Annotated in this window: 28 protein-coding genes; 12 read left to right on the top strand and 16 right to left on the bottom strand. The window is 73.6% G+C overall.

What is annotated here, in order from left to right; all coding sequences use genetic code 11:
- Nucleotides 1–27 precede the first annotated feature (27 nt).
- The 3 genes from AC07FV_RS12330 to AC07FV_RS12320 all read left to right on the top strand — a co-directional run bounded on the left by AC07FV_RS12330 (nt 28) and on the right by AC07FV_RS12320 (nt 2,114).
- Nucleotides 28–807, top strand: a complete 780-nt coding sequence (locus tag AC07FV_RS12330) for a TVP38/TMEM64 family protein (RefSeq protein WP_383637357.1) — start codon at nt 28–30, stop codon at nt 805–807.
- Nucleotides 808–995: 188 nt separating this feature from the next.
- A complete protein-coding gene (locus tag AC07FV_RS12325; protein ID WP_479086723.1) occupies nt 996–1,871 on the top strand; it encodes an undecaprenyl-diphosphate phosphatase in 876 nt (291 codons plus the stop codon).
- Between the two features lie 63 nt (nt 1,872–1,934).
- Entirely contained in the window at nt 1,935–2,114 is a 180-nt protein-coding gene (locus AC07FV_RS12320) for a hypothetical protein (RefSeq protein ID WP_356606316.1), read from the top strand.
- Nucleotides 2,115–2,181: 67 nt separating this feature from the next.
- Here AC07FV_RS12320 and AC07FV_RS12315 read toward each other — a convergent pair whose 3' ends face one another.
- Nucleotides 2,182–2,931, bottom strand: coding sequence for an SDR family NAD(P)-dependent oxidoreductase (locus AC07FV_RS12315; RefSeq protein ID WP_479086721.1), 750 nt, complete (start codon nt 2,929–2,931; stop codon nt 2,182–2,184).
- A gap of 179 nt (nt 2,932–3,110) precedes the next feature.
- Between AC07FV_RS12315 and lnt the strand changes: the two genes are divergently transcribed.
- On the top strand, nt 3,111–4,685 hold the full coding sequence (gene lnt / locus AC07FV_RS12310) for an apolipoprotein N-acyltransferase (protein ID WP_479086720.1): 1,575 nt from the start codon (nt 3,111–3,113) through the stop codon (nt 4,683–4,685).
- On the opposite strand, the gene AC07FV_RS12305 is transcribed toward lnt, so the two are convergent.
- Nucleotides 4,609–5,514 (bottom strand): Gfo/Idh/MocA family protein, encoded by a 906-nt coding sequence (locus AC07FV_RS12305; RefSeq protein WP_479086718.1) that lies wholly within the window; start codon nt 5,512–5,514, stop codon nt 4,609–4,611. The two genes, lnt and AC07FV_RS12305, sit on opposite strands and share 77 nt — an antisense overlap.
- A 146-nt stretch (nt 5,515–5,660) precedes the next feature.
- Between AC07FV_RS12305 and AC07FV_RS12300 the strand changes: the two genes are divergently transcribed.
- Nucleotides 5,661–6,173, top strand: a complete 513-nt coding sequence (locus AC07FV_RS12300; RefSeq protein ID WP_479086716.1) for a DinB family protein — start codon at nt 5,661–5,663, stop codon at nt 6,171–6,173.
- A 112-nt stretch (nt 6,174–6,285) separates the two neighbouring features.
- Nucleotides 6,286–6,783, top strand: coding sequence for a hypothetical protein (locus AC07FV_RS12295; RefSeq protein WP_479086714.1), 498 nt, complete (start codon nt 6,286–6,288; stop codon nt 6,781–6,783).
- Nucleotides 6,784–6,822: 39 nt separating this feature from the next.
- On the opposite strand, the gene AC07FV_RS12290 is transcribed toward AC07FV_RS12295, so the two are convergent.
- The 5 genes from AC07FV_RS12290 to fabG all read right to left on the bottom strand — a co-directional run bounded on the left by AC07FV_RS12290 (nt 6,823) and on the right by fabG (nt 11,620).
- Nucleotides 6,823–7,365 (bottom strand): hypothetical protein, encoded by a 543-nt coding sequence (locus tag AC07FV_RS12290; RefSeq protein WP_479086712.1) that lies wholly within the window; start codon nt 7,363–7,365, stop codon nt 6,823–6,825.
- Between the two features lie 131 nt (nt 7,366–7,496).
- On the bottom strand, nt 7,497–8,180 hold the full coding sequence (ung, locus tag AC07FV_RS12285; protein WP_479086710.1) for a uracil-DNA glycosylase: 684 nt from the start codon (nt 8,178–8,180) through the stop codon (nt 7,497–7,499).
- A gap of 83 nt (nt 8,181–8,263) precedes the next feature.
- Nucleotides 8,264–9,850, bottom strand: coding sequence for an ABC transporter substrate-binding protein (locus AC07FV_RS12280; protein ID WP_479086708.1), 1,587 nt, complete (start codon nt 9,848–9,850; stop codon nt 8,264–8,266).
- Between the two features lie 210 nt (nt 9,851–10,060).
- Nucleotides 10,061–10,822 (bottom strand): SDR family oxidoreductase, encoded by a 762-nt coding sequence (locus AC07FV_RS12275; RefSeq protein WP_479086706.1) that lies wholly within the window; start codon nt 10,820–10,822, stop codon nt 10,061–10,063.
- Nucleotides 10,823–10,858: 36 nt separating this feature from the next.
- Nucleotides 10,859–11,620, bottom strand: coding sequence for a 3-oxoacyl-ACP reductase FabG (fabG, locus tag AC07FV_RS12270; protein WP_383637387.1), 762 nt, complete (start codon nt 11,618–11,620; stop codon nt 10,859–10,861).
- A gap of 264 nt (nt 11,621–11,884) precedes the next feature.
- Here fabG and AC07FV_RS12265 point away from each other — a divergent pair, with 264 nt between their 5' ends.
- Entirely contained in the window at nt 11,885–12,670 is a 786-nt protein-coding gene (locus AC07FV_RS12265; RefSeq protein WP_479086704.1) for a hypothetical protein, read from the top strand.
- Nucleotides 12,671–12,694: 24 nt separating this feature from the next.
- On the opposite strand, the gene AC07FV_RS12260 is transcribed toward AC07FV_RS12265, so the two are convergent.
- Nucleotides 12,695–13,078 (bottom strand): DUF3037 domain-containing protein, encoded by a 384-nt coding sequence (locus AC07FV_RS12260; RefSeq protein WP_383637393.1) that lies wholly within the window; start codon nt 13,076–13,078, stop codon nt 12,695–12,697.
- On the bottom strand, nt 13,075–13,836 hold the full coding sequence (locus AC07FV_RS12255) for a HipA family kinase (RefSeq protein ID WP_479086702.1): 762 nt from the start codon (nt 13,834–13,836) through the stop codon (nt 13,075–13,077). Before AC07FV_RS12255 ends, AC07FV_RS12260 begins: the two co-directional genes overlap by 4 nt.
- A gap of 191 nt (nt 13,837–14,027) precedes the next feature.
- Between AC07FV_RS12255 and AC07FV_RS12250 the strand changes: the two genes are divergently transcribed.
- Both AC07FV_RS12250 and AC07FV_RS12245 read left to right on the top strand, forming a co-directional pair.
- Entirely contained in the window at nt 14,028–14,522 is a 495-nt protein-coding gene (locus AC07FV_RS12250) for a Rieske (2Fe-2S) protein (RefSeq protein ID WP_479086700.1), read from the top strand.
- A complete protein-coding gene (locus AC07FV_RS12245) occupies nt 14,519–14,986 on the top strand; it encodes a pyridoxamine 5'-phosphate oxidase family protein (protein ID WP_479086698.1) in 468 nt (155 codons plus the stop codon). The genes AC07FV_RS12250 and AC07FV_RS12245 overlap by 4 nt, the downstream gene beginning before the upstream one ends.
- Before the next feature lie 65 nt (nt 14,987–15,051).
- Here AC07FV_RS12245 and AC07FV_RS12240 read toward each other — a convergent pair whose 3' ends face one another.
- The gene (locus AC07FV_RS12240) at nt 15,052–15,954 is read right to left on the bottom strand and encodes a LysR family transcriptional regulator (RefSeq protein WP_383637402.1); all 903 of its coding nucleotides are present in this window, start codon (nt 15,952–15,954) and stop codon (nt 15,052–15,054) included.
- Between the two features lie 75 nt (nt 15,955–16,029).
- Between AC07FV_RS12240 and AC07FV_RS12235 the strand changes: the two genes are divergently transcribed.
- The gene (locus AC07FV_RS12235; protein ID WP_479086696.1) at nt 16,030–17,001 is read left to right on the top strand and encodes a DMT family transporter; all 972 of its coding nucleotides are present in this window, start codon (nt 16,030–16,032) and stop codon (nt 16,999–17,001) included.
- 138 nt (nt 17,002–17,139) lie between these two features.
- On the opposite strand, the gene AC07FV_RS12230 is transcribed toward AC07FV_RS12235, so the two are convergent.
- Complete coding sequence (locus tag AC07FV_RS12230) at nt 17,140–18,477, bottom strand: aminotransferase class I/II-fold pyridoxal phosphate-dependent enzyme (protein WP_479086694.1); 1,338 nt, start codon at nt 18,475–18,477, stop codon at nt 17,140–17,142.
- A 35-nt stretch (nt 18,478–18,512) separates the two neighbouring features.
- On the opposite strand from AC07FV_RS12230, the gene AC07FV_RS12225 reads away from it, so the two are divergent.
- Nucleotides 18,513–19,199: a pyridoxamine 5'-phosphate oxidase family protein gene (locus tag AC07FV_RS12225; RefSeq protein ID WP_479086692.1), complete on the top strand. Its 687-nt coding sequence runs from the start codon at nt 18,513–18,515 to the stop codon at nt 19,197–19,199.
- 136 nt (nt 19,200–19,335) lie between these two features.
- Here the strand turns inward: AC07FV_RS12225 and AC07FV_RS12220 are convergent, their stop codons facing one another.
- The 4 genes from AC07FV_RS12220 to AC07FV_RS12205 all read right to left on the bottom strand — a co-directional run bounded on the left by AC07FV_RS12220 (nt 19,336) and on the right by AC07FV_RS12205 (nt 23,124).
- Nucleotides 19,336–20,307, bottom strand: a complete 972-nt coding sequence (locus AC07FV_RS12220) for a DMT family transporter (RefSeq protein WP_479086690.1) — start codon at nt 20,305–20,307, stop codon at nt 19,336–19,338.
- A gap of 188 nt (nt 20,308–20,495) precedes the next feature.
- Nucleotides 20,496–21,500, bottom strand: a complete 1,005-nt coding sequence (locus AC07FV_RS12215; RefSeq protein WP_479086688.1) for an EamA family transporter — start codon at nt 21,498–21,500, stop codon at nt 20,496–20,498.
- A 107-nt stretch (nt 21,501–21,607) separates the two neighbouring features.
- Nucleotides 21,608–22,147 carry a Clp protease N-terminal domain-containing protein gene (locus AC07FV_RS12210; RefSeq protein WP_479086686.1) on the bottom strand — a complete coding sequence of 180 codons (540 nt, stop codon included), beginning with the start codon at nt 22,145–22,147 and terminating at the stop codon, nt 21,608–21,610.
- A 311-nt stretch (nt 22,148–22,458) separates the two neighbouring features.
- Nucleotides 22,459–23,124, bottom strand: a complete 666-nt coding sequence (locus AC07FV_RS12205; RefSeq protein WP_479086684.1) for a PadR family transcriptional regulator — start codon at nt 23,122–23,124, stop codon at nt 22,459–22,461.
- Nucleotides 23,125–23,320: 196 nt separating this feature from the next.
- Here AC07FV_RS12205 and AC07FV_RS12200 point away from each other — a divergent pair, with 196 nt between their 5' ends.
- Nucleotides 23,321–24,130 (top strand): PhzF family phenazine biosynthesis protein, encoded by an 810-nt coding sequence (locus AC07FV_RS12200; protein ID WP_479086682.1) that lies wholly within the window; start codon nt 23,321–23,323, stop codon nt 24,128–24,130.
- A 37-nt stretch (nt 24,131–24,167) separates the two neighbouring features.
- Here AC07FV_RS12200 and AC07FV_RS12195 read toward each other — a convergent pair whose 3' ends face one another.
- Nucleotides 24,168–24,995, bottom strand: coding sequence for a CPBP family intramembrane glutamic endopeptidase (locus AC07FV_RS12195; protein ID WP_479086680.1), 828 nt, complete (start codon nt 24,993–24,995; stop codon nt 24,168–24,170).
- Between the last annotated feature and the right edge of the window lie 47 nt (nt 24,996–25,042).

Below are 25,042 nucleotides of genomic sequence, written 5' to 3'. Positions count from 1 at the left end.
CACACATTTGTCGGTTAGTGTCACCGGATGCTCGATGCCACCACCCGCTCTGGGGGCACCGCCACGGTCTCTCCCCGGGCCACCGCAACGGAGCTCGCCGTCGCCACCGCCGCCGGGCCGGTCGCACCGACCGGCCTCGCCGCCCGTGTGACGAGAGTGCTGCTCTCCCCGTGGTCCCGGCTCTCCCTGCTCCTGGCCCTGCTGGCCTCGGCCGCGACGACGGTCCTGCTGTTCCGGCCGCAGGAGCTGCTGACCGACGGCTGGCCACCACAGCTCGGCGGAGCCACGGCGGCACTCGCCTACGCGGTGGCGTACGGGCTGTGCACCGTCGCCTTCGTCCCCCGGCCCCTGCTCAACCTGGCCGCCGGTGCCCTGTTCGGCTCGCAGCTGGGTCTCGCGTCGGCGCTGGCGGGGACGGTGCTCGGCGCCGGGATCGCCTTCTGCCTCGGCCGGGTGCTGGGCCAGGAGGCGCTGCGTCCGCTGCTGCGCGGCAAGTGGCTGAAGGCCGCGGACGGACAGCTCAGCCGGCACGGTTTCCGTTCGATGCTGGCGGCGCGGCTCTTCCCCGGGGTGCCGTTCGCGGCCGCCAACTACTGCGCGGCCGTCTCCCGGATGGGTCTGCTGCCCTTCCTCCTGGCGACGGCCCTCGGCTCCATCCCCAACACCGCCGCCTACGCCGTGGCCGGGGCCCGCGCCTCGACGCCCACGTCGCCGGCCTTCCTCATCGCGCTGGCCTGCATCGCCCTGCCGGGGCTGGCGGGCGCCGCGGTGGCCTGGCGCAAGCGGCACCGGCTGCGCGGACGCTGACGGGGGCGCGGTCGCCGGCCGTGCCGTGACCGGCCGGACCGTGCGCGGGAGCCCCTCCACCCCTGTGGGCCGATCTTCACTTTGGGGCGCTACGCTGCCCCTCGGCACGCCAGACCCCGATCACCGCGCACGGCGGTTCGGTGTGCCCATCGACCGTTTCTCGATCGGCACTTGGACTCCGTAACCTCATGTCTTGGTTTGAATCCCTCATCCTCGGACTCGTCCAGGGGCTGACCGAGTTCCTCCCCGTGTCCTCCAGCGCGCACCTGCGGCTGACCGCGGCGTTCTCCGGCTGGCACGACCCGGGCGCGGCCTTCACGGCGATCACGCAGATCGGCACCGAGGCCGCCGTGCTCATCTACTTCCGCAAGGACATCGGGCGGATCCTCTCGGCGTGGACGCGGTCGCTCACCGACAAGTCGATGCGCCGGGACCCCGACGCCCGCATGGGCTGGCTCGTGATCGTCGGCTCGATCCCCATCGGCGTGCTCGGCCTGACCCTGAAGGACCAGATCGAGGGGCCGTTCCGGGACCTGCGCATCACGGCGACCATGCTGATCGTCGTGGGCATCATCATCGGCATCGCGGACCGGCGGGCGGCCCGGGACGAGAAGGGCGGCCGTCACCGCGCGCCCCAGCAGCGCAAGGAACTGGAGAACCTGACGGTCCGGGACGGCCTGATCTACGGCCTCTGCCAGGCGGCGGCCCTCATCCCCGGCGTCTCCCGCTCCGGCGCCACCATCAGCGGCGGTCTCTTCATGGGCTACCGGCGCGAGGCGGCGGCCCGGTACTCGTTCCTGCTCGCCATCCCCGCGGTGCTCGCCTCCGGTCTGTTCGAGCTGAAGGACGCGATGGAGAGCGACCACGTGTCCTGGGGACCGACGCTGTTCGCGACGGTCATCGCCTTCGCCACCGGCTACGCGGTCATCGCCTGGTTCATGAAGTTCATCTCGACCAAGAGCTTCATGCCGTTCGTCTGGTACCGCATCGCGCTCGGCGTCCTCATCATCATCCTGGTCACGGCGGGTGTCCTCAGCCCGCACGCCGCGGAGTCCGCCGGCTGACCGCGCCCGCTTCCGTAGCCGTCCGGTAGCGCACTGTCAGCGCTTGGCCCTACGCTGTTCCGCATGTCCCCCGATTCCTTGACTCCTGGTTCCGTGCGGTCCGCAGCGGAGCTGAACGACGAGATCCGCGCGCTGTGGCTGCGCGCGGGCGGGACCCTGTCGGCGCAGGAGCGCGTGGAGTACGAGTTGCTGGTGGTCGAGTGGGCGTCCGCGATCCGCGGCGAGGTCATCGAGGCGGCCTGACCGGCCCGGGCCTCCCCGCCGGCCGGCCGCACCCGGAGACCTGAGCCCGTCCTCCCCCGGCCCGGCGTCAGCGTCCGCCGGCGACCCGCACCACCGTCCCCGTCGTGTACGACGCGTCCGCCGACATCAGCCAGGAGATCGCCGCGGCGATCTCCTCGGCCCGCCCCGCGCGGCCCAGCGGGACGGCCGCTCCCATCCGCCCGGCACGCTCCGGGTCGCCCATGGCGGCGTGCATATCGGTGTCGACGACCCCCGGCGCGACGGCGTTGACGCGGACACCGTCCGGGCCCAGCTCCTTGGCCAGGCCCAGGGTCAGGGCGTCGACGCCCGCCTTGGAGGCCGCGTAGTGGACGTACTCGCCGGGGCTGCCGATGGTCGCCGCGCCCGAGGACACGTTCACGATCACCCCGCTCCCCCGCGCGGACATCAGCTGGGCCGCCTGCCGGGCACACAACAGCACGCCGAGCAGATTGACGTCGAGGACGCGGCGCAGGTTCGCGGGGTCGCTGTCCGCGAGGCGCCCGAGCGGACCGGTCACCGCCGCGTTGTTCACGAGCCCCGTCACCGGCCCGAGCCGGTCCTCGGCCGTCTCGAAGAGCCGCTCGACGTCGGCCTCGACCGACGTGTCCGCCCGCACGGCGACGCCCCGTCCGCCCGCCTCACGCACCCCGGTCAGGACCGCCTCCGCGGCGGCCGAGTCCCGCGCGTAGCCCACCACGAGGTCGTGCCCGTCCGCGGCGAGACGCAGACAGGTGGCCGCGCCGATCCCCCGGCTGCCGCCGGTGACCACCGTGACGGGTCGCTCCGTACGCTCCATGAGTACCTCCCGCAGAGGATCGGATGAGCCGCCCGACCGGACCGCCACCCGTTTTGATCGATCATCGATCATCCTAGGTGAGGCCCCGCTTCCCCGGAAGCGGTCATCCCATGTGATCAACTGCAATCCGCCCTCGTCGGGAGCGCACACTGAAGGGACCATGGGGTAGGGAGGCGCCTATGAAGACGCTCGACCACTGGACGGCCTCTCCGTGGCGGCGCTCGGGCACCGCCGTGCTCGCCGGCGCCCTGCCCGTGCTGGCGTTTCCGGGGCCGGCCCTGTGGTGGTGGGCCTGGGTCGCCCTGGTGCCCTGGCTGCTGCTGGCCCGGACCGCGCCGGGCGGGAGGCGGGCCGCGTACGACGGCTGGTGCGGCGGCTTCGGGTTCATGCTGGCCATGCACCACTGGCTGCTGCCCAACCTGCACGTGTTCACCTTCGTCGTCGCCGCGCTGCTGGGCGCGCTCTGGGCACCCTGGGGCTGGCTCGTGCGCCGCATGCTGGGCGGGGCGCCCTCGCTCCGCCGGGCCGGGGCGGCGCTGGTGGTGCTGCCCTCGGGGTGGCTGGCGGTGGAGCTGGTCCGTTCCTGGGAGGGGCTCGGCGGTCCCTGGGGCGTGCTCGGCGCGAGTCAGTGGCAGGTGGCGCCGGCTCTGCGGCTCGCTTCGGTGGGCGGGGTGTGGCTGCTGAGCTTCCTGGTGGTGACCGTCAACGTCGCGCTCGCCCTGCTCGTCGCCGTCCGCCGGGCCCGGACCCCCGCCCTCGCCGGGCTCCTCGCCACCGCCGCCGTCGGCTCCGCGGCCTGGGCCTGGTCACCGCGTCCCGACACCGACGAGCGGGCCGCGATCGCCGTGGTGCAGCCCGGTGTCGTCGCCGGGGCGGACAGCGCCGACCGGCGCTTCGACCGCGAGGAGCAGCTCACCCGCGACCTGCGCGGGCGGGACGTCGACCTCGTCGTCTGGGGCGAGAGCAGCGTCGGCTTCGACCTGGACGACCGGCCCGACCTGGCGCGGCGGCTTGCCGCGCTGTCCCGGGAGACCGGCGCGGACATCCTGGTCAACGTGGACGCCCGCCGCTCCGACAAGCCGGGCATCTACAAGAGCTCGGTGCTCGTCGGTCCCGACGGCCCGACCGGCGACCGGTACGACAAGATGCGGCTGGTCCCCTTCGGGGAGTACGTCCCGGCCCGCTCCCTGCTCGGCTGGGCCACCTCCGTGGGCGAGGCGGCGGGCGAGGACCGCAGGCGGGGCACCGAGCAGACCGTGATGAGCGTCGGGGGCGGGCTGCGGATCGGGCCGATGGTGTGCTTCGAGAGCGCGTTCCCGGACATGAGCCGCCGACTGGCCGCCGACGGGGCCGAGGTGCTGCTCGCCCAGTCGTCCACGTCCACGTTCCAGCAGACCTGGGCGCCGGAGCAGCACGCCTCGCTGGCCGCGCTGCGCGCCGCCGAGACCGGCCGGCCGATGGTGCACGCCACCCTGACCGGGGTCTCCGCCGTCTACGACGCGAACGGCACCCGGACCGGCTCGTGGCTCGGCACCGACGCGAGCGCCTCGCGCGTCTACGAGGTGCCGCTCACGCACGGCAGCACGCCCTACGTCCGCTTCGGCGACTGGACCCTGCACGCGGCGCTGCTCGTCCTCGCGGCCTGGGCCGTCACCGAGGGCGTGCGAGCGGTGCGGCTCAGACGGAACGCTCCCGCACCGCCCGTACCACCCGCTCACACAGCTCATGGGTCTCCAGCGCGTCCCGGGCACTGAGCACCGTGCCCGCGCGCACGGCGTCCAGGAAGGTGAGCACCGCCTGTTCGATGCCGCGCTGGCGGGCCACGGGGACCCAGTCGCCGCGGCGCCGCACGGTCGGCTGGCCCTTGTGGTCGATGACCTCGGCGAGGTTGACCACCTGGCGCTTGGTGTCCTGGCCGGAGACCTCCAGGATCTCCTCCGCCGATCCACTCAGCCGGTTCATGACGCCGAGCGCGGTGAAACCGTCCCCGGCGAGCTGGAGCACGACGTGGTGGAGCAGGCCGTTCTCGACGCGGGCGCGCACGGTCACGTCGTCGACCGGGCCGGGCACCAGGAAGCGCAGGGTGTCGACGACGTGGATGAAGTCGTCGAGGATCATCGTGCGCGGTTCCTCGGGCAGCCCCGTGCGGTTCTTCTGCATGAGGATCAGCTCGCGCGGGTGCTCGGCGCACTGGGCGTAGCCGGGGGCGTGGCGCCGGTTGAATCCGACGGCGAGGCTGGTGTCCCGTGCCTCGGCGAGGGCCACCAGGCGCTCGGAGTCGGCGAGTTCGTAGGCGAGTGGCTTGTCCACGTAGGTCGGGACGCCGGCTTCCAGCAGCCGCGTCACGATCTCGGGGTGGACGGCCGTCGGCGCGTGCACGAAGGCCGCGTCGAGGCCCTCGGCGATCAGTGAACCGAGGTCGGCGTGGCGCCGCCCGGCCGGGAGGCGGAGGCTGTCGGCGACACGGGTGAGTGTCGCGGGGGTGCGGGTCTGCACGTGCAGCTCGACCCCGGGCAGTGCGCCGAGCACCGGCAGATAGGCCTTCTGCGCGATGTCACCGAGTCCGATGCAGCCGACCTTCACGGGGTGTGCTCCTCTGACGCTAGCCGAGCTGGGTGTGCTGGGAAGCATACGGGGGCCGCGGGGGACGCCCGCCGGAGGTTCCGGACGGCCTGCCCGGGCGCTGAAAACCCCTCGTGGAACGACGTACCGTGCACGAGGATGCCCTCATGACGACCAAGCGCCTCGAACCCGCCCCCGACGCCGACGAACGCACCATGCTGGAGGGCTGGTTGGAGTACCACCGGCAGACCCTCGCCCTGAAGTGCGAAGGTCTCACCGACGCCCAGCTGAGGACGGCCGCCGTGGCGCCCTCGAACCTGTCCCTCATGGGGCTGGTGCGGCATGCGGCGGAGACGGAGCGGAGCTGGTACCGCCGGGTCCTCGCGGACGAGGACGCGGGCCCCCTCCACTACTCCGACGAGGACCCCGACGGTGAGTTCCACCTGACCGAGGACGACACCTGGCAGGAGGCGTACGCCGGCTGGCAGGCGGAGATCGAGGCCGCCCGGCGCAACGCGGCGGGCTTCCACCTCGACGACCTGTCCCGCGGGAAGCACCGGCGCACCGGCGCACGGCCCAGCCTGCGCTGGATCCACACCCACATGATCGAGGAGTACGCCCGTCACAACGGGCACGCCGACCTGATCCGCCAATGCCTCGACGGCACCACCGGCGAGTGACGTCAGCCTCGGCGGCCCCCGGGCCTCCCTACGGGGCCTGAGATCACCCGTGCGAGGCACACTCCGCTCGTCCGGCACCGCGGACGGGGCCCCGACCGCCAGAGTGGCGCGGGTGCATCGAACGACGACCACCGCAACGCTCCTGGTGACCATGGCCGTCTCGGCCCTGGCCGGCTGTACGACGGTCCACGGTCCGGCCCCGGCCGGCCCTCCGGCGGACGGCGCCCGCTCGTCCGGACCACGCCCGGACGGCCCGGCCGAGCCGCGCGTCGCGCAGGCCCCGGCCCGCGAGGCGTTGGGGACGACCGGACCCTCCCGGGCCCCCGACCGCGCGTCCGGCGCACCGCGACGCGCGACGCCCCCGGCCGCCCCGCCGCGGCGGCAGCCGCCGGCCGCCGGCGCGGGACAACAGCCGCGGCCCGCCCGGCCGGCGGCACCGCAGCGGACGCGCCCGCCGGAACGGCCCCGCGCCGGCGCCCCCTCCGCCCCCCGGCCGCCCGCGGTGGACACCGGCGCGAACGCGGACGTGTGCTCGCTCGGCAGGAAGTACGGCGGGTGGCGGCCCGGCAGCCCGGAGGCGGCCGTCTGCGAGCGGACGTACGGGCGCTGAGCCCACCCGGTGGGGCGGGGTCGGTCCGCCCCGGCCGGGTCAGGGGCGCTGCCGCGGGGGTCCCCATCCCCCGTCGGGGCGCTCGGGTCCGTCCGTGGCCGGGCCGGACGCGGCCAGCCGTGACTCCAACCGGTCGATGGCCGCGCGCACCCCTTCCCCGTAGCGGTCGGGGGCGAGCGACCGCGCGGCGCCGCGGGCGCGCCTCAGGTGCAGGTGGGCGGCCTCACGGTGGCCGAGCCGGTCGTAGTCGGCGGCCAGGTTCAGGTGCAGCGACGGGTAGAGGGCACGCGCGGCGAGCGCGCCCTCTCTCCGGTCGGCGGGCCGGTCCCGGGTGAGCTCCTCCGCGGCCGACAACGCCCGCAGGTCCCAGGCCAGTTCGTCCCCCGGGTCGTCCTGTGTGTCGGCCAGGTAGTGGGCCAGGGTGCAGCGGTGCAGCGGGTCGCCGTGCTCGCCGATCTCGGCCCACAGACCGAGGAAGCGGAGCCGGGCCTCCTCGCGGTCGCCCGCGTGGTGCAGCATGACGACCTGCCCGATCCGCGTCAGCACGGCGTCCGACGCCGTCTGCTCCTGTCCCTTGGCCACCGCGTCCTCCGTGCCCGTCGTCGGCTGTCCCCGACGACGCTAGCCGCACCTGTCGGAAATGCCGGTCAGGCGGCCCGTGACGCGCGCGGGCGACCCGGGGGCCGAGCGGTCGGAGCGGTCCGGGCGGCGGGTCAGCCCAGGTTGGGGATGGTCCAGTCGATCGGCTCGTGGCCCTGCCGTGCGACCGCCTCGTTGATCTGCGTGAACGGACGGGACCCGAAGAACTTCTTCGCCGACAGCGGCGAGGGGTGCGCGCCCTTGACGACCACGTGCCGCGTCTCGTCGATGAGCGGCAGCTTCTTCTGCGCGTAGTTGCCCCACAGCACGAACACCGCCGGGTCGGCCCGGTCGGCCACCGCGCTGATCACCGCGTCGGTGAACAGCTCCCAGCCGCGGGCCTTGTGCGAGTTCGCCTCGCCGGCCCGCACCGTGAGCACCGCGTTGAGCAGCAGGACGCCCTGCTCGGCCCAGGGCATGAGATAGCCGTTGTCCGGGATCGGGGTGTCCAGCTCGGCGTGCATCTCCTTGTAGATGTTCCGCAGGGAGGGCGGCACCTTGACGCCCGGCCGGACCGAGAAGCACAGGCCGTGGCCCTGCCCCTCGCCGTGGTACGGGTCCTGTCCGAGGACCAGCACCTTGACCCGGTCGTACGGCGTGGCCTCCAGGGCGGCGAAGACCTCCTCGCGCGGGGGGTAGACGGGGCCGTTCGCCCGCTCCTCCTCGACGAACTCCACCAGCTCCTTGAAGTAGGGCTGCTGAAGCTCGCCCCCCAGCACCTCGCGCCAGGATTCGGGCAGCATGGCGATGTCGGTCACGTCAACTTCCTTACGCTGTGCGGTCGCTTCCGGTCCTCAGAAATCTACCGGCGACCACTGACATCGGGAGCCGCTGCCGGCGTCTACCAGCTGGTCTTCCGGTACAGCTGCCACATCATCATGATCGTCGAGGGGTCCATGGCCCCTTCCGCGCCCGAGATGTCCGCACTCGCCGCCACGTACTGCTTGCCCTGCCACAACGGCAGCAGCCGGGCGTCGTTCACCATGATCTGCTGCGCCCGCTCGAAGTCCTTCTCCACGTTGGCGCGGTCGCTCTCCCGGCGCGAGCGCGGCAGCAGCTCACCGGTGATCTCCGGCACGAGGTAGGGCGTGCCCAGCGCGTTCTGCTCGCCGACGAAGGGCGCGATGAAGTTCTCCGCGTCCGGGAAGTCGGGGGACCAGCCGCGGCCGAAGACCGGGTACTCGCCCTTCTGGTAGCCGGCGACGTACGTCTTCCACGGTCGCTTCTCGAGCGTGACCTCGAACAGCTCGGAGGCCTCCAGCTGCCGCTTGATCTCACCGAACTCCCGCGCCGTCTCGGAGCCGTAGCGGTCGGTGGTGTACCAGAGGGTGAGCGGGACGCGCTCGGTGATGCCGGCCTCGGCGAGGATCTTGCGGGCCTTGGGGACGCTGGGGTCGCCGTAGTCGTCGAAGAAGCCCGTGGTGTGACCGGTGAGGCCCTTGGGGACCATCGAGTACAGCGGGTCGACGGTGTCCCGGTAGATCTTGTGGGCGATGGCCGCGCGGTCGATCACCTGGGCGATGGCCTGGCGCACTTCCTTCCGGCCGGCCCAGGGGTCCTCGGGGTTGAAGACGAGGTAGCGGATCTCCGTCCCGCTCCCCTCCACCAGTTGGAGGTCCTCGTCCTTGCTGGCCTTGCCCTGGAGGTCGATGACGTCGTCGGCCGCGAGCCCCCGGTAGGTGACCTGGATGTCCCCGTCGCGCAGCGCCTCGACCATGCCGGCGGAGTCCTTGAAGTAGCGGACGGTCACCGCGTCGTTGTGGCGTTCGGCGAAGCCCTCGTAGCGGTCGTTGCGGACGAGTTCGGCACGTTCGCCGTCCGTGTAGGACCGGAGCTCGTAGGGGCCGGAGCCGACGACCTTGCCGTCCTCGCGCAGCGCGTCGGCCGGGTAGCCGCCGGGTTCGACGATCGACATGGCCGGGGTGGCGAGCACGAACGGGAAGGTCGCGTCCGGCTTTCCGAGGTGGAAGACCACCTCGCGCTCGCTCGGCGCCTGGACCCGTTCGAGGGTGCCCAGCAGGCCCGCGGGACCGCCGTTGACGTTGATCTTCTTGATCCGGTCGATCGAGTGCTTGACCGCCCGGGCGTCCAGTCGGTCCCCGTTGGAGAAGGTCAGGCCCTTGCGCAGCTCACAGCGGTAGACCTGGTTGGAGGTGTCGGTGAAGGCGCACTTCTCCGCGGCGTCGGGCTGGGGCTCGGTCGCACCGCCCGGGTAGCTGAGCAGCGTCTGGTAGACGTTGCGGAACAGCTCCCAGGAGCCGTCCCAGGAGGCGGCCGGATCCAGGGTGCTGGGAGCGCTGGTCGTGCCGACCACGATGGGTCCCTCGTCGTCCGAACTGCCGGACGACAGGATGCCGCATCCGGTCACCAGCGACGATATGGACACGATGGCCGCGACCCGCCGCAGGCCTCGCTTCCGGTTGAACACGCGCACGCTCCTCGATCCGCCGTACCAAGGGTCGGCAGACCATACCGCAGCACCTCGCCCCCTGAACCCCCTTCTGAACAGGGGTTTTGATCATTTGGCGATGACTACGTTGTCATGGCCCCGGCGATCTTGAAACGCGAACACGGGCGCCGTCCGTGGAGACGGCGCCCGTGCTCGTCGGTGTCCCTGCGGCCTCGGTGGGCGTCGCCGTCAGGCCACGCCGGCGTTCAGGAAGATGCCCCCGTCGACCACCAGCGTCTGCCCGGTGACCCAGTCGGACTGGGCCGAGGTGAGGAACGCGGCGGCGCCGCCGATGTCGGAGGGGACGCCGAGCCGGCCCAGCGGGTAGCCCGCGGCGGCCTCCTCCTCGCGGCCCTCGTACAGGGCGGCGGCGAACTTGGTCTTCACGACGGCCGGGGCGATCGCGTTGACCCGCACCTTGGGCGCGAACTCGTGCGCGAGCTGCGCGGTGAGGTTGATCAGCGCGGCCTTGCTGACGCCGTAGGCGGCGATGAAGGGCGAGGGCGACAGGCCCGCCACCGAGGCGATGTTGACGATCGCGCCGCCGTTGTCCTTCTGCCAGGCGTGCCACGTGCGCTGGGCGAAGCCGAGCGCCGAGATCACGTTGGTCTCGTAGACCTTGCGCGCGACGTTCAGGTCGAGGTCGGCGATCGGCCCGAACACCGGGTTGGTGCCGGCGTTGTTGACCAGGAAGTCGACGCGGCCGAAGGCCTCCATCGTGCGCTCGACGGCGACGGCCTGGTGGGCCTCGTCGTGCGCCTTGCCCGCGACGCCGATGACCCGGTCGGAGCCGAGCTTGCCGACGGCCTCCTCGAGGGCTTCCTCGTTGCGTCCGGTGATGCAGACGCGGTCGCCGCGCGCGACGAGCGCCTCGGCGACGCCGTAGCCGATGCCGCGGCTGGCGCCGGTGACGAGCGCGACCTTGCCGGAGAGTCCGGGGAGTTCAGTCATGTCAGTGGTCCCTAGGTTCCCTAGTCTCCGCGATCCCTAGTCGAGCGGTCCGCCGGCCACGTACAGCACCTGGCCGGAGACGAAGCCGGCGGCCTCGCCGGTGAAGAAGGCGATGGCGTTGGCGATGTCCTCGGGCTCGCCGACGCGTGCCACCGGGATCTGCGTGGCGGCGGCGGCCTTGAAGTCGTCGAAGCCCATGCCGACGCGGTCGGCGGTGGCCTTGGTCATCTCGGTGGCGATGAAGCCGGGGGCGACGGAGTTGGCGGTGACGCCGAACTTGCCGAGCTCCTTGGCGAGGGTCTTGGTGAAGCCCTGGAGACCGGCCTTGGCGGCGGAGTAGTTGACCTGGCCGCGGTTGCCCAGCGCCGAGGACGAGGACAGGTTGACGATGCGGCCGAAGCCGGCGTCCACCATGTGCTTCTGGCAGGCCTTGGACATCAGGAAGGCGCCGCGCAGGTGCACGTTCATGACGGTGTCCCAGTCGGAGACGCTCATCTTGAACAGCAGGTTGTCGCGCAGCACGCCCGCGTTGTTGACGAGGATCGTCGGCGCGCCCAGTTCCTCGGCGATCCGCGCGACGGCCGCCTCGACCTGCGCCTCGTCGGAGACGTCGCAGCCGACCGCGATCGCCTTGCCGCCGGCCGCGGTGATCTTCTCCACGGTGTCCTTGCAGGCCGCCTCGTCGAGGTCGAGGACGGCGACGGCGCGGCCCTCCGCGGCCAGTCGTACGGCGGTGGCGGCACCGATGCCGCGCGCGGCTCCGGTGACGACGGCGACCCGGTGCTCAGTGGTGGACATTGCTGCTCTCCTCGTCCTGGGGATGCGGCCCGTGCGGAGCGTGCGCCCTTGGGTGAGCGACCGCTTAGTACCTTCCGCAGACGTGACGCTAGAAGCCCTGGCACCCGGTGTCAACGGGACACCGGGCCGGTGTGATCCATTACCCGGGGTCCCGGGTGGGTCGCCGTACCCGGCCCACCCGATCGGCCCACCGCTGCGGGCCCTCGCGCCACCGGCGCCCTAGCGTCGGAGCCCGAGCCACTCGTGGCCGGAAAGGAGGCGTCCATGCGCCGTCGTACCGGTGCCGCAGGCATAGCCGTCGCGATCGCCGCGATCGTGCCGCTGGCCGATCCCGCACACGCCCAGGAGCCGAGCTCCCCCCATCCCCTCCAGCTGAGGGCGTACCAGCCCGTCGTCGACCTGGTCCCCGGTGACGACCCGTTCGCCCCCGACCCCTTCGACCCCGACGCCCTGTCCCCGGGCTCGTTCTCCCCGGACGGTCCCGCTCCGGACGGCCCTTCCCCGGACGGCCCGGCTCCGGACGGCCTCTCGGGAGATCCGCTCGCCGAGGGCGGGCCCGACGGGTTCGGGACCGACGAAGGCCCCCTCGGCCAGAGCGGGCTCGACGAGTTCCGCCCGGGTCAGGGCGGCGTCGACGGCACGGGCTCCGGCCAGGGCGCGGGCCAGGGCGGAACCGACGGGGGCCGACCCGACGAGGGTCCGCTCGGCCAGGGCCACGCCGACCAGGGCGGGAACGGGGCCGCCTGGCAGACCGGCGGCTCCGTCGGCGGGACGCCACCGCGGCGGGACTCGCTCCCGACGATCTCCGCGACCTCCAAGCCGCGTCCCGCTCCCACCACCCCGGCCCCGGTGGCCACCCCGACGCGGACCCCCGCCGTACCGGCTCCCACGACCTCGCCGACCGCGGCACCGACGCTCGGCACCCGGGGCGGGCTGGGCGGCGCGTCGGGCACCGGGCCCAGCGACTGGGACCTCGGCATCGGCCTGGGCTGCGTGGCGAGCGCCGCGCTCGCCACCGCCTTCGTGGTCAGGCGCCGCCGACGGGTGTGACCCGGGCCGACGGCACCCCGGGCCCTAGCGCACCAGCAGGTCGAGGAGCCGTTCCGTCTCGGCCGCCGGGTCGGCCGTGAGGCCTGTGTGCACGGGGCCCGGTTGCACGATCGTGGAGCGGGGAGCGATCAGCCAGCGGAAACGGCGGCCGGGGTCGTCGCCGGCCGCCTGGCCCGCCGCGTCCCCGCCGGTGCACAGGCTCTCGACGGCACGCAGCGCCGCCCGCACGCCGGGCAGGTCCACATGCGGGTCGAGGGCCAGCAGCCGGGCCTCGTCGAGGTGGGTGCGGGCCCCGACGTAGGAACGGGCCCGGCAGTACACGAGCACCCCCGCGTTGACGCACTCCCCGCGCTCGATCCGGGGGACGACGCGCAGCAGCGCGTACTCGAAGACGTGACGGTCGCTCATCGGCGCCCCTCCACCTGTACGCGCTCGTGGACGGTGGCGGCCCGGTCGAGCAGGGGGCGTGCGTAGGCGCGCCGCAGTGCGTCGGGGGTGGCGAAGCCGGGTTCGTCCGAGAGCCAGACGTCCGGGATCTGTGCGGTCACGTCGGCGAGGAGTTCCTCGGTGACCAGCGGGGCCAGCTCGGCGGCGGCCGCGCGCACGTCCGGGGCGAAGCGCGCGAGAGCGTGGTCCGAGGCGTCGTAGGGCCGGGCGGCGGAGGTCTCGGCGCCGGGCCAGTTGTGGTGCCAGATCATGGTGGCGCCGTGGTCGACGAGCCACACCTCGCCCCGCCACCTCAGCAGGTTGGGGTTGCGCCAGGACCGGTCGACGTTGTTCACCAGAGCGTCGAACCACACGATCCGCCCGGCCTCTTCCGGGCTCACCTCGAAGGCGAGCGGGTCGAAGCCGAGGGCGCCGGACAGGAAGCCCATCCCGAGGTTGGTGCCACCGCTCGACTTGAGCAGCTCCTGCACCTGCTGGTCGGGTTCGCCGAGCCCCAGCACCGGGTCGAGGCCGACCGTCACCAGGCGGGGCACCCGGAAGCCCAGCCGGCGGGCCAGCTCCCCGCAGACCACCTCGGCGACGAGCGTCTTGCGGCCCTGTCCCGCGCCGGTGAACTTCAGGACGTAGGTCCCGAGGTCGTCGGCCTCGACCAGTCCCGGCAGCGAACCGCCCTCACGCAACGGCGTGATGTAGCGGGTGGCGATGACTTCCTTGAGCATCGCCCCAGGCTACCGGCGGGGTGGGAGGGCACGGACCTCGGGCGGGGCCCGGCCGACAGCTGATCGACAGCTGTGGTTTACGCCCGTCCGACCGCCGAGGCGACAGCATCTCGGCACGGTCTGAACAGCATGTGCACCGGGCCCGTACCTCTCGGCAGATCATCACGCATCCACCCCGGAAGGGACCCAGCATGACCAGCGCATCGTTCCACCCCGCAGCGGGACCGGCTCGTCGTACCGTCGTGGCCGCGGCCGGAGCGGCGGGGCTCGCCGTCGCGCTGACCGCCTGCGGCGGGTCCGACGACGACGCCTCGGGCGACACCGGCGCCGCGCCCTCGGCCCCCTCCGCCGAGGCGGCGGACGGCGGCGGTTCGGGCGGCGACGACGCCGGTGCCGGCGCGGCGCTCGCGGCGACCGCGGACATCCCCGAAGGCGGCGGGAAGGTCTTCGCCGACCAGAAAGTGGTGGTCACCCAGCCCGCGGCGGGCGAGTTCAAGGCCTTCTCCGCCACCTGCACCCACCAGGGCTGCGCCGTGAAAAGCGTGTCCGAGGGCGTCATCAACTGCCCCTGCCACAACAGCAACTTCTCCATCACCGACGGCAGCGTGCAGAGCGGTCCGGCGCGCAAGCCACTGCCGGCCGTGCAGATCACGGTCAGCGGGGACTCGATCCGGCTGGCCGGGTGACCGTCCCCCAGCGCCGGGGCCGGAAGATCATGATGACCCCGGGCGAGCTGGACGCGTTCCTCACCGTCCAGCGCACCTGCCGGGTCGCCACGGTCTCGGCCGACGGCGCACCGCACGTGAGCACGCTCTGGTTCGCCTGGGACGGCTCCGCGATGTGGTGGTACTCGGTCGTGCGCAGCCGGCGCTGGACGGATCTGCGACGCGACCCCCGGGTGGCCGTCGTGATCGACACCGGGGAGGCGTACGACGAGTTGCGCGGCGCGGAGCTGTCCGGCCGGGTGGAGTTCGTCGGCGAGGTTCCCCGCACGGGCGAGCTGTGCGCCGAACTCGACGCCCCGGAGACGCTTTTCGCCCGCAAGAACTTCGGGTTGGACGAGATGCCGCACGACGGCCGCCACGCCTGGCTGCGGCTGACGCCCGAGAAGGTCGTCTCCTGGGACTTCCGCAAGCTCGCCACGCGATAGGCAGTCGGGCGGTAGTCGGTGGGGCGGCGGGCGGTGGGCCCGGCGGGCGGGCCGCACGCCGACCGTCAGCCGAGCCCTCCCGCCGTCGCCCGCAACGCCTCCACCGCCGCCCGGATCGACGGGCGGCGGTCGGCGTCCGCGCGCCAGACGACGTACACGTGCCGGCGCACCCTTTGCCGCAGCGGCGCGGTGACCACCCCGGCCGGCACCGGATGCCGTCCGAGCAGCGGGGCGATGCACACACCGAGTCCCGCGGCGACCAGCCCGAGCTGGGTGTGGGTCTCGGCCGCACGGTGGCCGACGACCGGCTCGATGCCCTTCGAGCGCAGGGTGAACATCAGCCACTCGTGGCAGAACTCGCCCTCTCCCCAGGTGATCCACTCGTCGTCCGCGAACTCGGCGAGGTCCACCTCGCCCCGGCCCGCCAGCCGATGCCCGGCCGGCATCGCCACGTCGGCGGGATCGTCCAGGAGCTGCGCCTTGACCAGCCCGTCGGGCAGCGGCATCGGCTTGTTGTACCAGTCGAGCACGACGGCCAGGTCGAGGTCGCCGCGCACCACGCCCGCGATGCCGCGCTCCGGCTCCAGCTCGCAGGAGCGGATGCGCAGGGCGGGGTGCTCGGCACGCAGGGCGGAGAGCGCCGCCGGGAAGAGGCCGCGGGCGGCCGTGGGGAACGCCGAGAGCCGTAGTTCGCCCGCCACCTGGCCGCGCTGCGCCTCCAGGTCGGCCTGGGCCAGCTCGACCTGGGAGAGGATGCGGGCCGCGTGCTCGGCGAGCAGCCGTCCGGCGTCGGTGAGCCGCACGCCCCGGCCGTTCTTGGCGAGCAGGCGCTGTCCGGCCTCACGCTCCAGCTTGGCCATCTGCTGGGAGACGGCGGAGGTGGTGATGTGCAGGCCCGCGGCGGCACCGCTGACCGATCCGTGCCGCGCCAGGGCGTCGAGGGTGCGCAGGCGCTCCAGGTTCAACATGTAAGCAATACTACGAGGTACTCGGCGTGAAATCTCGATTGTGCTACGAGGACGGGCTGCGCCATCGTGGTCCGCATGAGTACCCCGGTCACGCCCTCCCCCGCGGTCCGCCGCGCCTTCGACTGGCGGCTGCGCTTCGGCCTGCTCGCCCTGGTCTGGGGCTTCAGCTTCCTGTTCATCAAGGTGGGGACCGAGGCCTTCGCCCCGTTCCAGGTCACGCTGGGGCGGTTGCTGTTCGGTACGGCGGTGGTCGTCGCGGCGATGGCCGTGAAGCGGGAGCGGCTGCCGCGCGGGGCGTCGACCTGGGCGCATCTGGCGGTCGCCGGGTTCCTGCTCAACGCGCTGCCGTTCTCCCTGTTCGCCTTCGCGGAGCTGACGATCCCCTCCTCGCTCGCCGGCATCTGCAACGCGACCTCGCCGCTGTGGGGCATGGCCCTGTCGCTGGTCGCCCTCTCCGAGGACCGTCCGACCCGGCGGCGGGTGGCCGGCCTCGGCATCGGTTTCCTCGGCGTCCTGACGGTGCTGGGTGTCTGGCAGGGCTTCCAGGGCCTGGACGTCACGGGCACGGCCCTGGCACTGCTGGCCTCGCTCAGCTATCCGGTCGGCTGGATCTACGTCCGTCGCACGCTGGTCGGCTCCAGCCACTCCCACCTCTCCCTGGCCGGCGCCCAGCTGTCGTTGGCCACGGTGCAACTGGCCGCCGTGACACCGCTGTTCACCTCGGTGCCGAGCAGCTTCCCGCTGCTTCCGCTGCTGTCGGTCGCGGCGCTGGGCATCCTCGGGACGGGTCTCGCCTTCCTGATCCAGTACGACCTGGTCGCCGAGGTCGGGCCGACGACGGCCCAGATGGTCACGTACTTCACCCCCGTCATCGCCACCGCCGCGGGCGTCACCCTCCTCGGCGAGTCCCTGTCCTGGTCGACGCCGCTCGGCGCGGTGATCGTCCTCGCGGGGGCGGCCCTCACCCAGTCGCGGCCCAGGACCTCCACGGCAGGTCCGGCGCGCCGGACCCTCCGGAGGCCGACGCGCGAGAAGACCCTGACGTAGGCGGACGACGCCTACGTCCCGGGTCCCGACCGGGCGCCCGTCCCGACCTCGGCCCGTCGGAGAGCGCAGCTCACACGTGACCGCGGAGTAAACGGCGAGCGCAGCTCACACGTGACCGCGTAAACGGCGAGCGCAGGCTCACACGTGGCTCCGGAGCCGCCCCGTCCGCGCCCTCACCGCCTCCGCGACCGCGTCCGCCAGCGGCCCGACGTCGCCGTCCGTCAGGGTCGAGACGGTGATCCGGACACCCGGTGGTGCGGCCAGCCGGAAGCGGGCGCCGGGCGCCACCGCCCAGCCGGCGTGCAGCAGCCGGGCGACGGCCCCGGTCTCGTCCGGCACCGGAACCCACACGTTCATGCCGCTGCGCCCGTACGCGGTGACCCCGCGTTCCGCGAGCGCGGCGAGCAGGGCTTCCCGGCGCCGCCCGTACGCCGCCGCCACCGCTTGCGGGTCCACCGAGCCGTCCGCCCACAGCCGGGCCACGGCCCGCTGGGTGATGCGGCTGACCCAGCCGGGGCCCAGCCGCTGCCGCCCGCGCACCCGGTCGAGGGTGACGGCGTCCCCCGTCAGCACGGCGAGCCGCAGGTCGGGGCCGTAGGCCTTGGCGGCCGAGCGGACGAAGGCCCAGTGGTGGGTCGTACCGGCAAGGGGGTGCAGAGGCAGGTCGACGATGCGGTGGCCGTGGTCGTCCTCGATCAGCAGCGTCCGCGGGTACTCGCCCAGCACGCCCCGCAGCGCCCGCGCCCGCGCGGCACTGACCGCGGCACCCGTCGGGTTCTGCGCCCGGTCCGTGACGACCAGGGCCCGGGCGCCGGCCGCGAGGACCCGGCGTACGTCGTCGGGCAGCGGCCCCTCGTCGTCGACGCCGACGGCGACCACGCGCAGGCCCAGCGCGGGGACGAGGTCGAGGAGGCTGCCCCAGCCGGGATCCTCGACCGCGACCGCGTCACCCGCCCTGAGGTGGGTCGCGAGCACGCGCTCCATGGCGTCCAGCGAGCCGGAGGTGACGGCCACGGGCCCGCTCGGCACCCCGTCCGCGTCCAGTTCGGCCCGGGCGATGCGCAGCAGTCCGGGCTCCACGGCCGCGTCCCCGTACAGCACCGGCTCCCGGTCGCCCTGCTCGGCCGCGGCGGCGAACGCCGGGCCCAGGGCCGGCAGCAGGGCCGGGTCCGGGTTGCCGTCGGACACGTCGCGCGCACCCTCCGGCACCTCCACCCGGATGAACTCGCGCCCGGTGGTGGCGGGTGTCGCGCGCACCCGGCTGCCCCGCCGCCCGGACGTCTCGATGACCCCGCGCTCGCGCAGGGTGCGGTAGGCGGCCGCGACCGTGTTCGGGTTCACCCCCAGCTGCTGCGCCAACTCCCGCATCGGCGGCAGCGGTTGACCCGGCTCCAGCTCGCCCGCGCCCACCGCGCGCTCGATGCTCGCCGAAATCTCCGCTGCGCCCCGGCCCGTGACCCGATACTCTCCTAGCACAAAGCAGATTATGCACTAGTACAATGGAGAGCGCCATGCAGGGGACCACACGGACGCCGTCGCAGCCCGGCACCACCTATCCGCCCACCGCCCGCACCGTCCCCACCCGCTCCGCCGACCGGGCCTCCTACGACAAGGAACTGGTGCACTCGATACTCGACGAGGGCTACGTCTGCCATCTCGGCTTCGTCCGCGACGGCGCCCCGGTGGTCCTCCCGACGCTCTACGCCCGGGTGGGCGAGCGCCTCTACGTGCACGGCTCGACGGGCTCCCGGCCGCTGCGGATGACGGGTGCGGCCGACCCGGGCCTGTCCGTGTGCCTGACGGTGACGCACGTGGACGCGCTGGTGCTGGCCCGCTCGGCCTTCCACCACTCGATCAACTACCGGTCGGTGGTCGTGCACGGCACCGCGTACGACGTGACGGACGCCCAGGAGAAGCGCACGGCGCTGGACGCGCTGGTCGACCACGTGGTCCCCGGCCGCTCCGCCGACTCCCGGCCGGCCGACAAGAAGGAACTGGCCGCCACCGCCGTGATCCGCCTGGACCTGGACGAGGTCTCCGCCAAGCTGCGCACCGGCGGTGCGAACGACGAAGCCGAGGACCTCGCCCTCCCCCACTGGGCCGGTCTCCTCCCGCTCCGCAAGGGCTACGACGCCCCGGTCGCCGATCCGGGCCTGGCTCCCGGCACCGGGCTGCCCGGCTACCTGTCGGCCCTGTGACGCCGGTCCGCTCCCGGGACGCGCCGGCGTAGGCCGCCGGGGTGGCGGCGGCGACCGTCCGGGCGCGGCCCCGGCCCGCCACCGGACCGAGGCCGCCTCCGGGAGAGGTCCCGCCACCACCCCGGCAGCCTCCCGGTCACACCGGCGCCGGCCGCGTCCGCACTTCCCTGGCCTCCCTGGCCTCCCTCGCCTCCGCCACCGCGAGCCCGGCGACCGAGCCGAGCATCAGCAGCGTGCCGGCCAGCGTCGCCGCGGTGAGGTGCTCGCCCAGCACGAGGACGGCGAGCCCGGCCGCGCTGACCGGCTCGAGGAGCATGATCACGGAGACGGTCGCGGACCGGACGACGGCGGCTCCGGCGAAGTAGAGCCCGTAGGCGAGAGCGGTCGGCACGGCCGCGACGTACACCAGGAGCCACAGGAGCCGGGCCGGCTCGGCGGTGTGCGGCACCAGCCCCTCGGCCAGGGCGAGCGGCAGCAGGCAGGCACTGGTGACGGCGAACGCCCCGACGGACGTGCTCCCGGCGTCCGCCCCGCCGTCCCGGCCCCACCAGCGGGTGAGCAGGGTCATCAGCGAGTACCCGACCGCGGACAGCAGGGCGAGGAGCACCCCCGGCAGGCGCACGCTCGCGGCGCCGCCGCCGAGGACGAGCACCCCGAGCCCGGCGAGCGCCCCGAGCACGGAGGTGGTTCCGCCCCACCCCAGGCGCTCCCCGAGGGCGAGGCGTGCGCCGAGCGCGATCAGCACCGGGCCGGCACCCAGGGTCACGACCGTGGCCACGGCGAGGCCGGTGGACTGCACCGCGGCGAAGTAGGCGGTCTGGAACACCGCGAGGCCCAGGCCGGTGACGAGGGCTCGCGGCGCCCTGCGGGCGAGGGGTGCGCGGACCGCTCGGACCGCGCCGCGCGGACGGCGGGAGGTCAGCGGACGGACCGCGAGCAGCAGCACCAGTCCGACGGCGCAGCGCCAGAACGACAGGGCGACGGGCCCCATGTCGCTGGCCCGGTAGACCAGCGAGGCGGCGGCCCCGGCGGTGCCCCAGGCGACACCGGCGACGATCAGATACAGCAGGCCACGCCCGACGGGCAGGCCGGTGAAGGCATTCGACACGAGTTCTCTCCGCAGACGCGCACGAGGCGCGGGAGTTCGAAGCGGCCCCGGAAGGACCGGGGGCGCGGGGACTGCGTCTGCGGGCAGCGTCCTCCGGCCCGGCGACAACGCGCCGGGCTGGTCGAGGGGGCCCGCCTCAGGCGGCCGGAGGCGGGAGGACGAGGGCGTCGGAATGCATGATCAGCACCCTAGGCCGCGGTTCCCCGGCCGGACAACTCCCTTTCGGGGCCGCCCCCGGCCAGTGGCTCGGGGGACCCCTTCACGGGCGTCGACGACTGGGCGATGAAGGCACCCACGAGGACCACGGCACCGCCGACGATCTGCGGGGCGGAGAGGTGCTCACCGAGCAGGACCCAGGCCAGGACGGTCGCGACGACCGCTTCGAGGCACGCCACCACGCCGGCGACCTGGGGCGAGAGACGGCGGACGGTGACGACGCCGGTGACGTAGGCGAGGACCGTGGCGATGAAGACGATCCAGGCCAGCAGCAGCGCGGCGGCGACGGGGGTGCCGTTCATGGGCGCGGGGTCCGCGAGCAGGGACCAGTCCATGCTCCAGGGGCGGGCGACGACCGTGAGCACCGCGGCCCCGACGAGCAGGCCGTAGGCGATGACGCCGAGCGGGTCGGGGGCCTGCTCACCGGCGTCGCTGCCCTGGTCGGACAGGACGAAGTAGCCGACCTGGCAGCAGGCGGCGCCGAGCGCGAGGAGCAGTCCGAGGGCGTCGAAGCGCAGCCCCGACCAGACCTCCACCACGCAGGCGAGGCCGCCGACCGCGAGGACCACGCCGAGCGCCGCGGCCCGGGTCACCGGCCGCCGCTGCACGAACCGCACCCAGCCGAGCACCAGGGCGGGAGCCAGGTACTCGACGAGCAGCGCGACGCCCACCGGGATACGGGAGATGGCGGCGAAGTAGCAGGCCTGGACACCGGCCACGGCGAGCAGCCCGAAGCCGACGAGCAGCCCGGGACGGCTGCGCAGCAGCGCACGGTGGCGCACGGCGAGCGGCAGCATCACCAGGGCGGCGCCGGCCACCCGCAGCCAGACCACGTGGAGCGGGTCGAGCCCTGCCTCGATCAGCGGCTTGGCCGCGACCCCGGACCCTCCGAAGGCGACCGCGGAGGCGAGGGCGAGACCGAGCCCGGTGCCTCGTCCGCGGCTGCCGTGAGCGCTGTCTGTCGTATGCACCGGCACATGATGACAGGGGACGACATGACCGTCACCCTTGATGACACCTGTCTCACCGACTGGACGTCCAGGACGCCGGCGCCCCGCCGGTCAGCGCCCCGGGGAACCGACGGTCAGGGCGTCGGCTCGCGGTGCTCCTCCGCGCGGGCCAGTACCGCGCGCGGCTCCACCGCGGCGCGGCCCAGTACCTCCACGGCGCGCGTCCGCGGGTCGGCGACGAGGGCGGCGAGCAGGTCGACACCGACGGCCCGGCCGGCTCCGCGGCGGGCGGCGCGGACGCAGGCGTCCTCCAGGACCGCGGAGGCCAGTGGCGAGAACCCGGCCGCGCCGGTCGCCCGGGGCAGGGCCCCGGAGTCCTCGACGCTGCCCTGCCAGCGCAGGCCGTAGCCGATGCTGCGCTGCACGAGGTAGCCGAGCAGGCGCGCGACCTGCGGCCCCTCGCCGAGGACGGCACGTGCCTGCGGGTCGTACTCCAGGAGGGAGTGCAGCAGGTGCGCCGTGTCGATGTGCCGATCGCCGTCCCGCACCGCTCTGCGGCGGGCGCCGGAGATCACCGATGCCAGTTCCGCGCTGAACCGGGCATCGGCGTCGGCGCCGTCCGGGCCTCGGCCGCCTTGCTCACCGGCCGACTGCCGGGGGATACGGGATTGCACTCCCTCAGCTCACCAGTCCCGCCCGGTCGGGTCATCCCCGGGGGGAAGCATTTCGGCGTCCCACGCAGAGTGGACCCGCGCGGCCGGAATCTCCTCCTTGCGGATGAGATCAAGCCGTTTCGCCCCGTCGGCCGCGCGTCGGCTTGCCGTCCGCCGGACACCGCCACGCCGAGAACGCCCTCCCGTGCGCGTGGGACCCTATCGGCACGGCGCCGGGGCGGCCGAGGACGCCGGTACGGCCGAGGACGCCGTACGCGAAAGGTGCCCCACGGATCGCTCCGCGGGGCACCTCGGTCCGGGGCCGTGCCGGGTCAGTCCTCGTCGGCGAGGATCAGGTACAGCTTCTTGCGGGCGTCGCCGATGACGGCGAGCGCCTTCTCCCGCTGCTCCTTGCTGCCGGTCTTCCAGACCTGGCCGAAGGCCTCCATCAGCCCGAAGCCGGCCTGCCGGATGTCGTTCAGCGCCTCCCAGTCGACGCCCCGCGAGGCCTCCTCCCACGGAGCTTCGGGGCCTTCCTCGGCCGCGGTGCGGCCCGCCTCGGTGAGGGCGAACAGCTTCTTGCCGCCCTCACTCTCACTGGCGATCAGACCCTCGTCCTCCAGCAGCTGGAGGGTGGGGTACACCGACCCGGGGCTGGGCTTCCACGCCCCGCCGCTGCGCTCGGCGATCTCCTGGATCATCTCGTAGCCGTGCATCGGACGGTCCTTCAGGAGAGCCAGTATCGAGGCCCGTACGTCGCCGCGCCGCGCCCTCCCCCTGGGCCCGCCGCGACCCCGGCCGCCCCAGGGGCCGCCGTGTCCGAAGCCGGGCCCGAAGGGGCCGCCGGGACCAACGCCGGGACCGCCCGGCCCGAAGGGACCGAAGGCCGCCCGGCGGCCGTCGAAGCCGTCGAAACCGCCCCGCCCGAAGGGACCGCCGGGGCCGCCCTGTCCGCGGCCGTGTCCACCGTGTCCACGCTCGTATCCGTGGGTACGCATCGTCATCACTCCATTCGATCTTTGATCTGTCGTAGAACCATCGCGTATCGATCGCGATGCCTCAACGATATATCGGAAACTATCGCGCGGCAAGGACCGGACGTCGGAGTCGGTGCACCCGGAACCCGGTCCGTCCGGTCCAGCACTCGTGGATTGGCCTTGGCCGGGGGCGCAGCGGAGCGTCTAGCGTCGCGGCATGCGTATCCGAATCGTCGACGCCTTCACCGACCGGCCCTTCGCCGGCAATCCCGCCGGAGTCCTGCTCCTCGACGCCTTCCCGGACGACGAGCGGCTCCAGAAGGTCGCCCTGGAGGTCAATCACGCCGAGACCGCGTTCGCGCACCCCCTGCCGGAAGGCGGGGAGGCCGACTGGGCGCTGCGGTGGTTCACCCCGGTCACCGAGGTCGCCCTGTGCGGCCACGCGACGCTGGCCGCTGCCCACGTGCTGCACACCACCGGCGCCCACGAGGGGCCGGTGCGGTTCGCCACGCGCAGCGGCGTCCTCGTCGCGACGCCCGGGGAGGACGGCTCGACCACCCTCGACTTCCCCACCGCGCCGCTCACCCCCGTGCAGGCGCCGCCGGGTGTCGCCGAGGCCCTGGGCGCCGAGCCCCGCGCGGTCATGGACACCGGGCCGGACCTCGGTGACCTGCTGGTCGAGGTCGCCGACGAGAAGACCGTGCACGGCCTGGCCCCGGACCACGATGCGCTGGCCGCCCACTCCGCCCGCGGCATCATCGCCACCGCGCGGGCGGACGACCCGGCACGCGGTTACGACTACGTCTCCCGCTGCTTCTTCCCGAACGTCGGCATCGACGAGGACCCGGTGACCGGCAGCGCGCACACCGCCCTCGCGCCGTTCTGGTCCGAGCGCCTCGGCCGCCCCGACCTCACCGGGCTCCAGGCCTCGGCCCGCTCCGGGCGCGTCCGCACGGAACTGCGCGGTGACCGCACGCTGCTGAGCGGGCGCGCGGTGACGGTGATCGACGGCGAGCTGCTGGCGTAGCCGTACCGCCCGGCCGGGAGGGTCGCGGGCTGCCGCGTCACGCCGTCGGCAGCCAGTCCACCTTCCCGGCCAGCAGCGCGTACCCCACGAAAGCACCGATGTCGAGCAGGGTGTGCGCCACCACCAGCGGGCCGACCCGCCCCCACCGGCGGTACAGGTACACGAAGACGACGCCCATCACCATGTTGCCGATGAAGCCGCCGATGCCCTGGTAGAGGTGGTACGAACCGCGCAGCACCGCACTGGCCGCCAGCGACGCGCCCGGGCTCCAGCCGAGTTGGTCGAGCCGGCGCAGCAGGTAGCCGACGACGATGACCTCCTCCAGCACGGAGTTCTGGAGGGCCGAGAGGATCAGCACGGGGTACTTCCACCACACGTCCGGCAGCGCCTCGGGCACCACGGTGAGGTTGAAGCCGAGCCCCCGGGCCGCCAGGTAGAAGGCGATCCCGGTGCTGCCGATCACCGCCGCGACGGCGGCCCCGCGGGCCAGGTCGGGCCAGGGCCGGGTGCGGTCGAAGCCGAGCGTGCGCAGGCTGCGCCCCTCACGGAGCAGGAAGTGCGCGACGAGGGCGACCGGGACCAGCGCCGTGGTGATCCCGAAGAGCTGCCAGGCCAGGTCCAGCCAGGGACGGCCGGGCGCGGCGGAGGCGTTGAGCGTGGCCGCCTGGTCCTTGAGCCCGCCGGGGCGGGTGACCGAGCCGATGAAGCTGATGAGGGCGGACACCCCGCTGGCGCCGAGCGACAGGGCCAGGACCAGCAGGGTCTCGTCACGGAGGGTTCGCCGCGAGAGCCCCTCGCCCGCGACCGGCCCCCCGGGAACTGGTTTCTGAGGGATCGCATCGTCCACCGGGCCCGCCTCCGCCATGCACACCTGCCTCCAGCTGGGACGTCACAGCTTGCCCGATCAGTATG

The organism is Streptomyces sp. NPDC045956 (assembly GCF_056430705.1).
This window is presented reverse-complemented; position numbering and strand designations above follow the sequence as displayed.

Excerpts from the sequence above, each read along its gene's own strand:
- AC07FV_RS12255 (WP_479086702.1), bottom strand. The coding sequence starts at position 13,836 with ATGCTCAAGGAAGTCATCGCCACCCGCTACATCACGCCGTTGCGTGAG.
- AC07FV_RS12250 (WP_479086700.1), top strand. The coding sequence starts at position 14,028 with ATGACCAGCGCATCGTTCCACCCCGCAGCGGGACCGGCTCGTCGTACC.
- fabG (WP_383637387.1), bottom strand. The coding sequence starts at position 11,620 with ATGTCCACCACTGAGCACCGGGTCGCCGTCGTCACCGGAGCCGCGCGC.
- AC07FV_RS12330 (WP_383637357.1), top strand. The coding sequence starts at position 28 with ATGCTCGATGCCACCACCCGCTCTGGGGGCACCGCCACGGTCTCTCCC.
- AC07FV_RS12200 (WP_479086682.1), top strand. The coding sequence starts at position 23,321 with ATGCGTATCCGAATCGTCGACGCCTTCACCGACCGGCCCTTCGCCGGC.
- AC07FV_RS12260 (WP_383637393.1), bottom strand. The coding sequence starts at position 13,078 with ATGAGCGACCGTCACGTCTTCGAGTACGCGCTGCTGCGCGTCGTCCCC.
- lnt (WP_479086720.1), top strand. The coding sequence starts at position 3,111 with ATGAAGACGCTCGACCACTGGACGGCCTCTCCGTGGCGGCGCTCGGGC.
- AC07FV_RS12265 (WP_479086704.1), top strand. The coding sequence starts at position 11,885 with ATGCGCCGTCGTACCGGTGCCGCAGGCATAGCCGTCGCGATCGCCGCG.
- AC07FV_RS12275 (WP_479086706.1), bottom strand. The coding sequence starts at position 10,822 with ATGACTGAACTCCCCGGACTCTCCGGCAAGGTCGCGCTCGTCACCGGC.
- AC07FV_RS12300 (WP_479086716.1), top strand. The coding sequence starts at position 5,661 with ATGACGACCAAGCGCCTCGAACCCGCCCCCGACGCCGACGAACGCACC.
- AC07FV_RS12225 (WP_479086692.1), top strand. The coding sequence starts at position 18,513 with ATGCAGGGGACCACACGGACGCCGTCGCAGCCCGGCACCACCTATCCG.
- AC07FV_RS12325 (WP_479086723.1), top strand. The coding sequence starts at position 996 with ATGTCTTGGTTTGAATCCCTCATCCTCGGACTCGTCCAGGGGCTGACC.
- AC07FV_RS12320 (WP_356606316.1), top strand. The coding sequence starts at position 1,935 with ATGTCCCCCGATTCCTTGACTCCTGGTTCCGTGCGGTCCGCAGCGGAG.
- AC07FV_RS12205 (WP_479086684.1), bottom strand. The coding sequence starts at position 23,124 with ATGCGTACCCACGGATACGAGCGTGGACACGGTGGACACGGCCGCGGA.
- AC07FV_RS12235 (WP_479086696.1), top strand. The coding sequence starts at position 16,030 with ATGAGTACCCCGGTCACGCCCTCCCCCGCGGTCCGCCGCGCCTTCGAC.
- AC07FV_RS12195 (WP_479086680.1), bottom strand. The coding sequence starts at position 24,995 with ATGGCGGAGGCGGGCCCGGTGGACGATGCGATCCCTCAGAAACCAGTT.
- AC07FV_RS12240 (WP_383637402.1), bottom strand. The coding sequence starts at position 15,954 with ATGTTGAACCTGGAGCGCCTGCGCACCCTCGACGCCCTGGCGCGGCAC.
- AC07FV_RS12315 (WP_479086721.1), bottom strand. The coding sequence starts at position 2,931 with ATGGAGCGTACGGAGCGACCCGTCACGGTGGTCACCGGCGGCAGCCGG.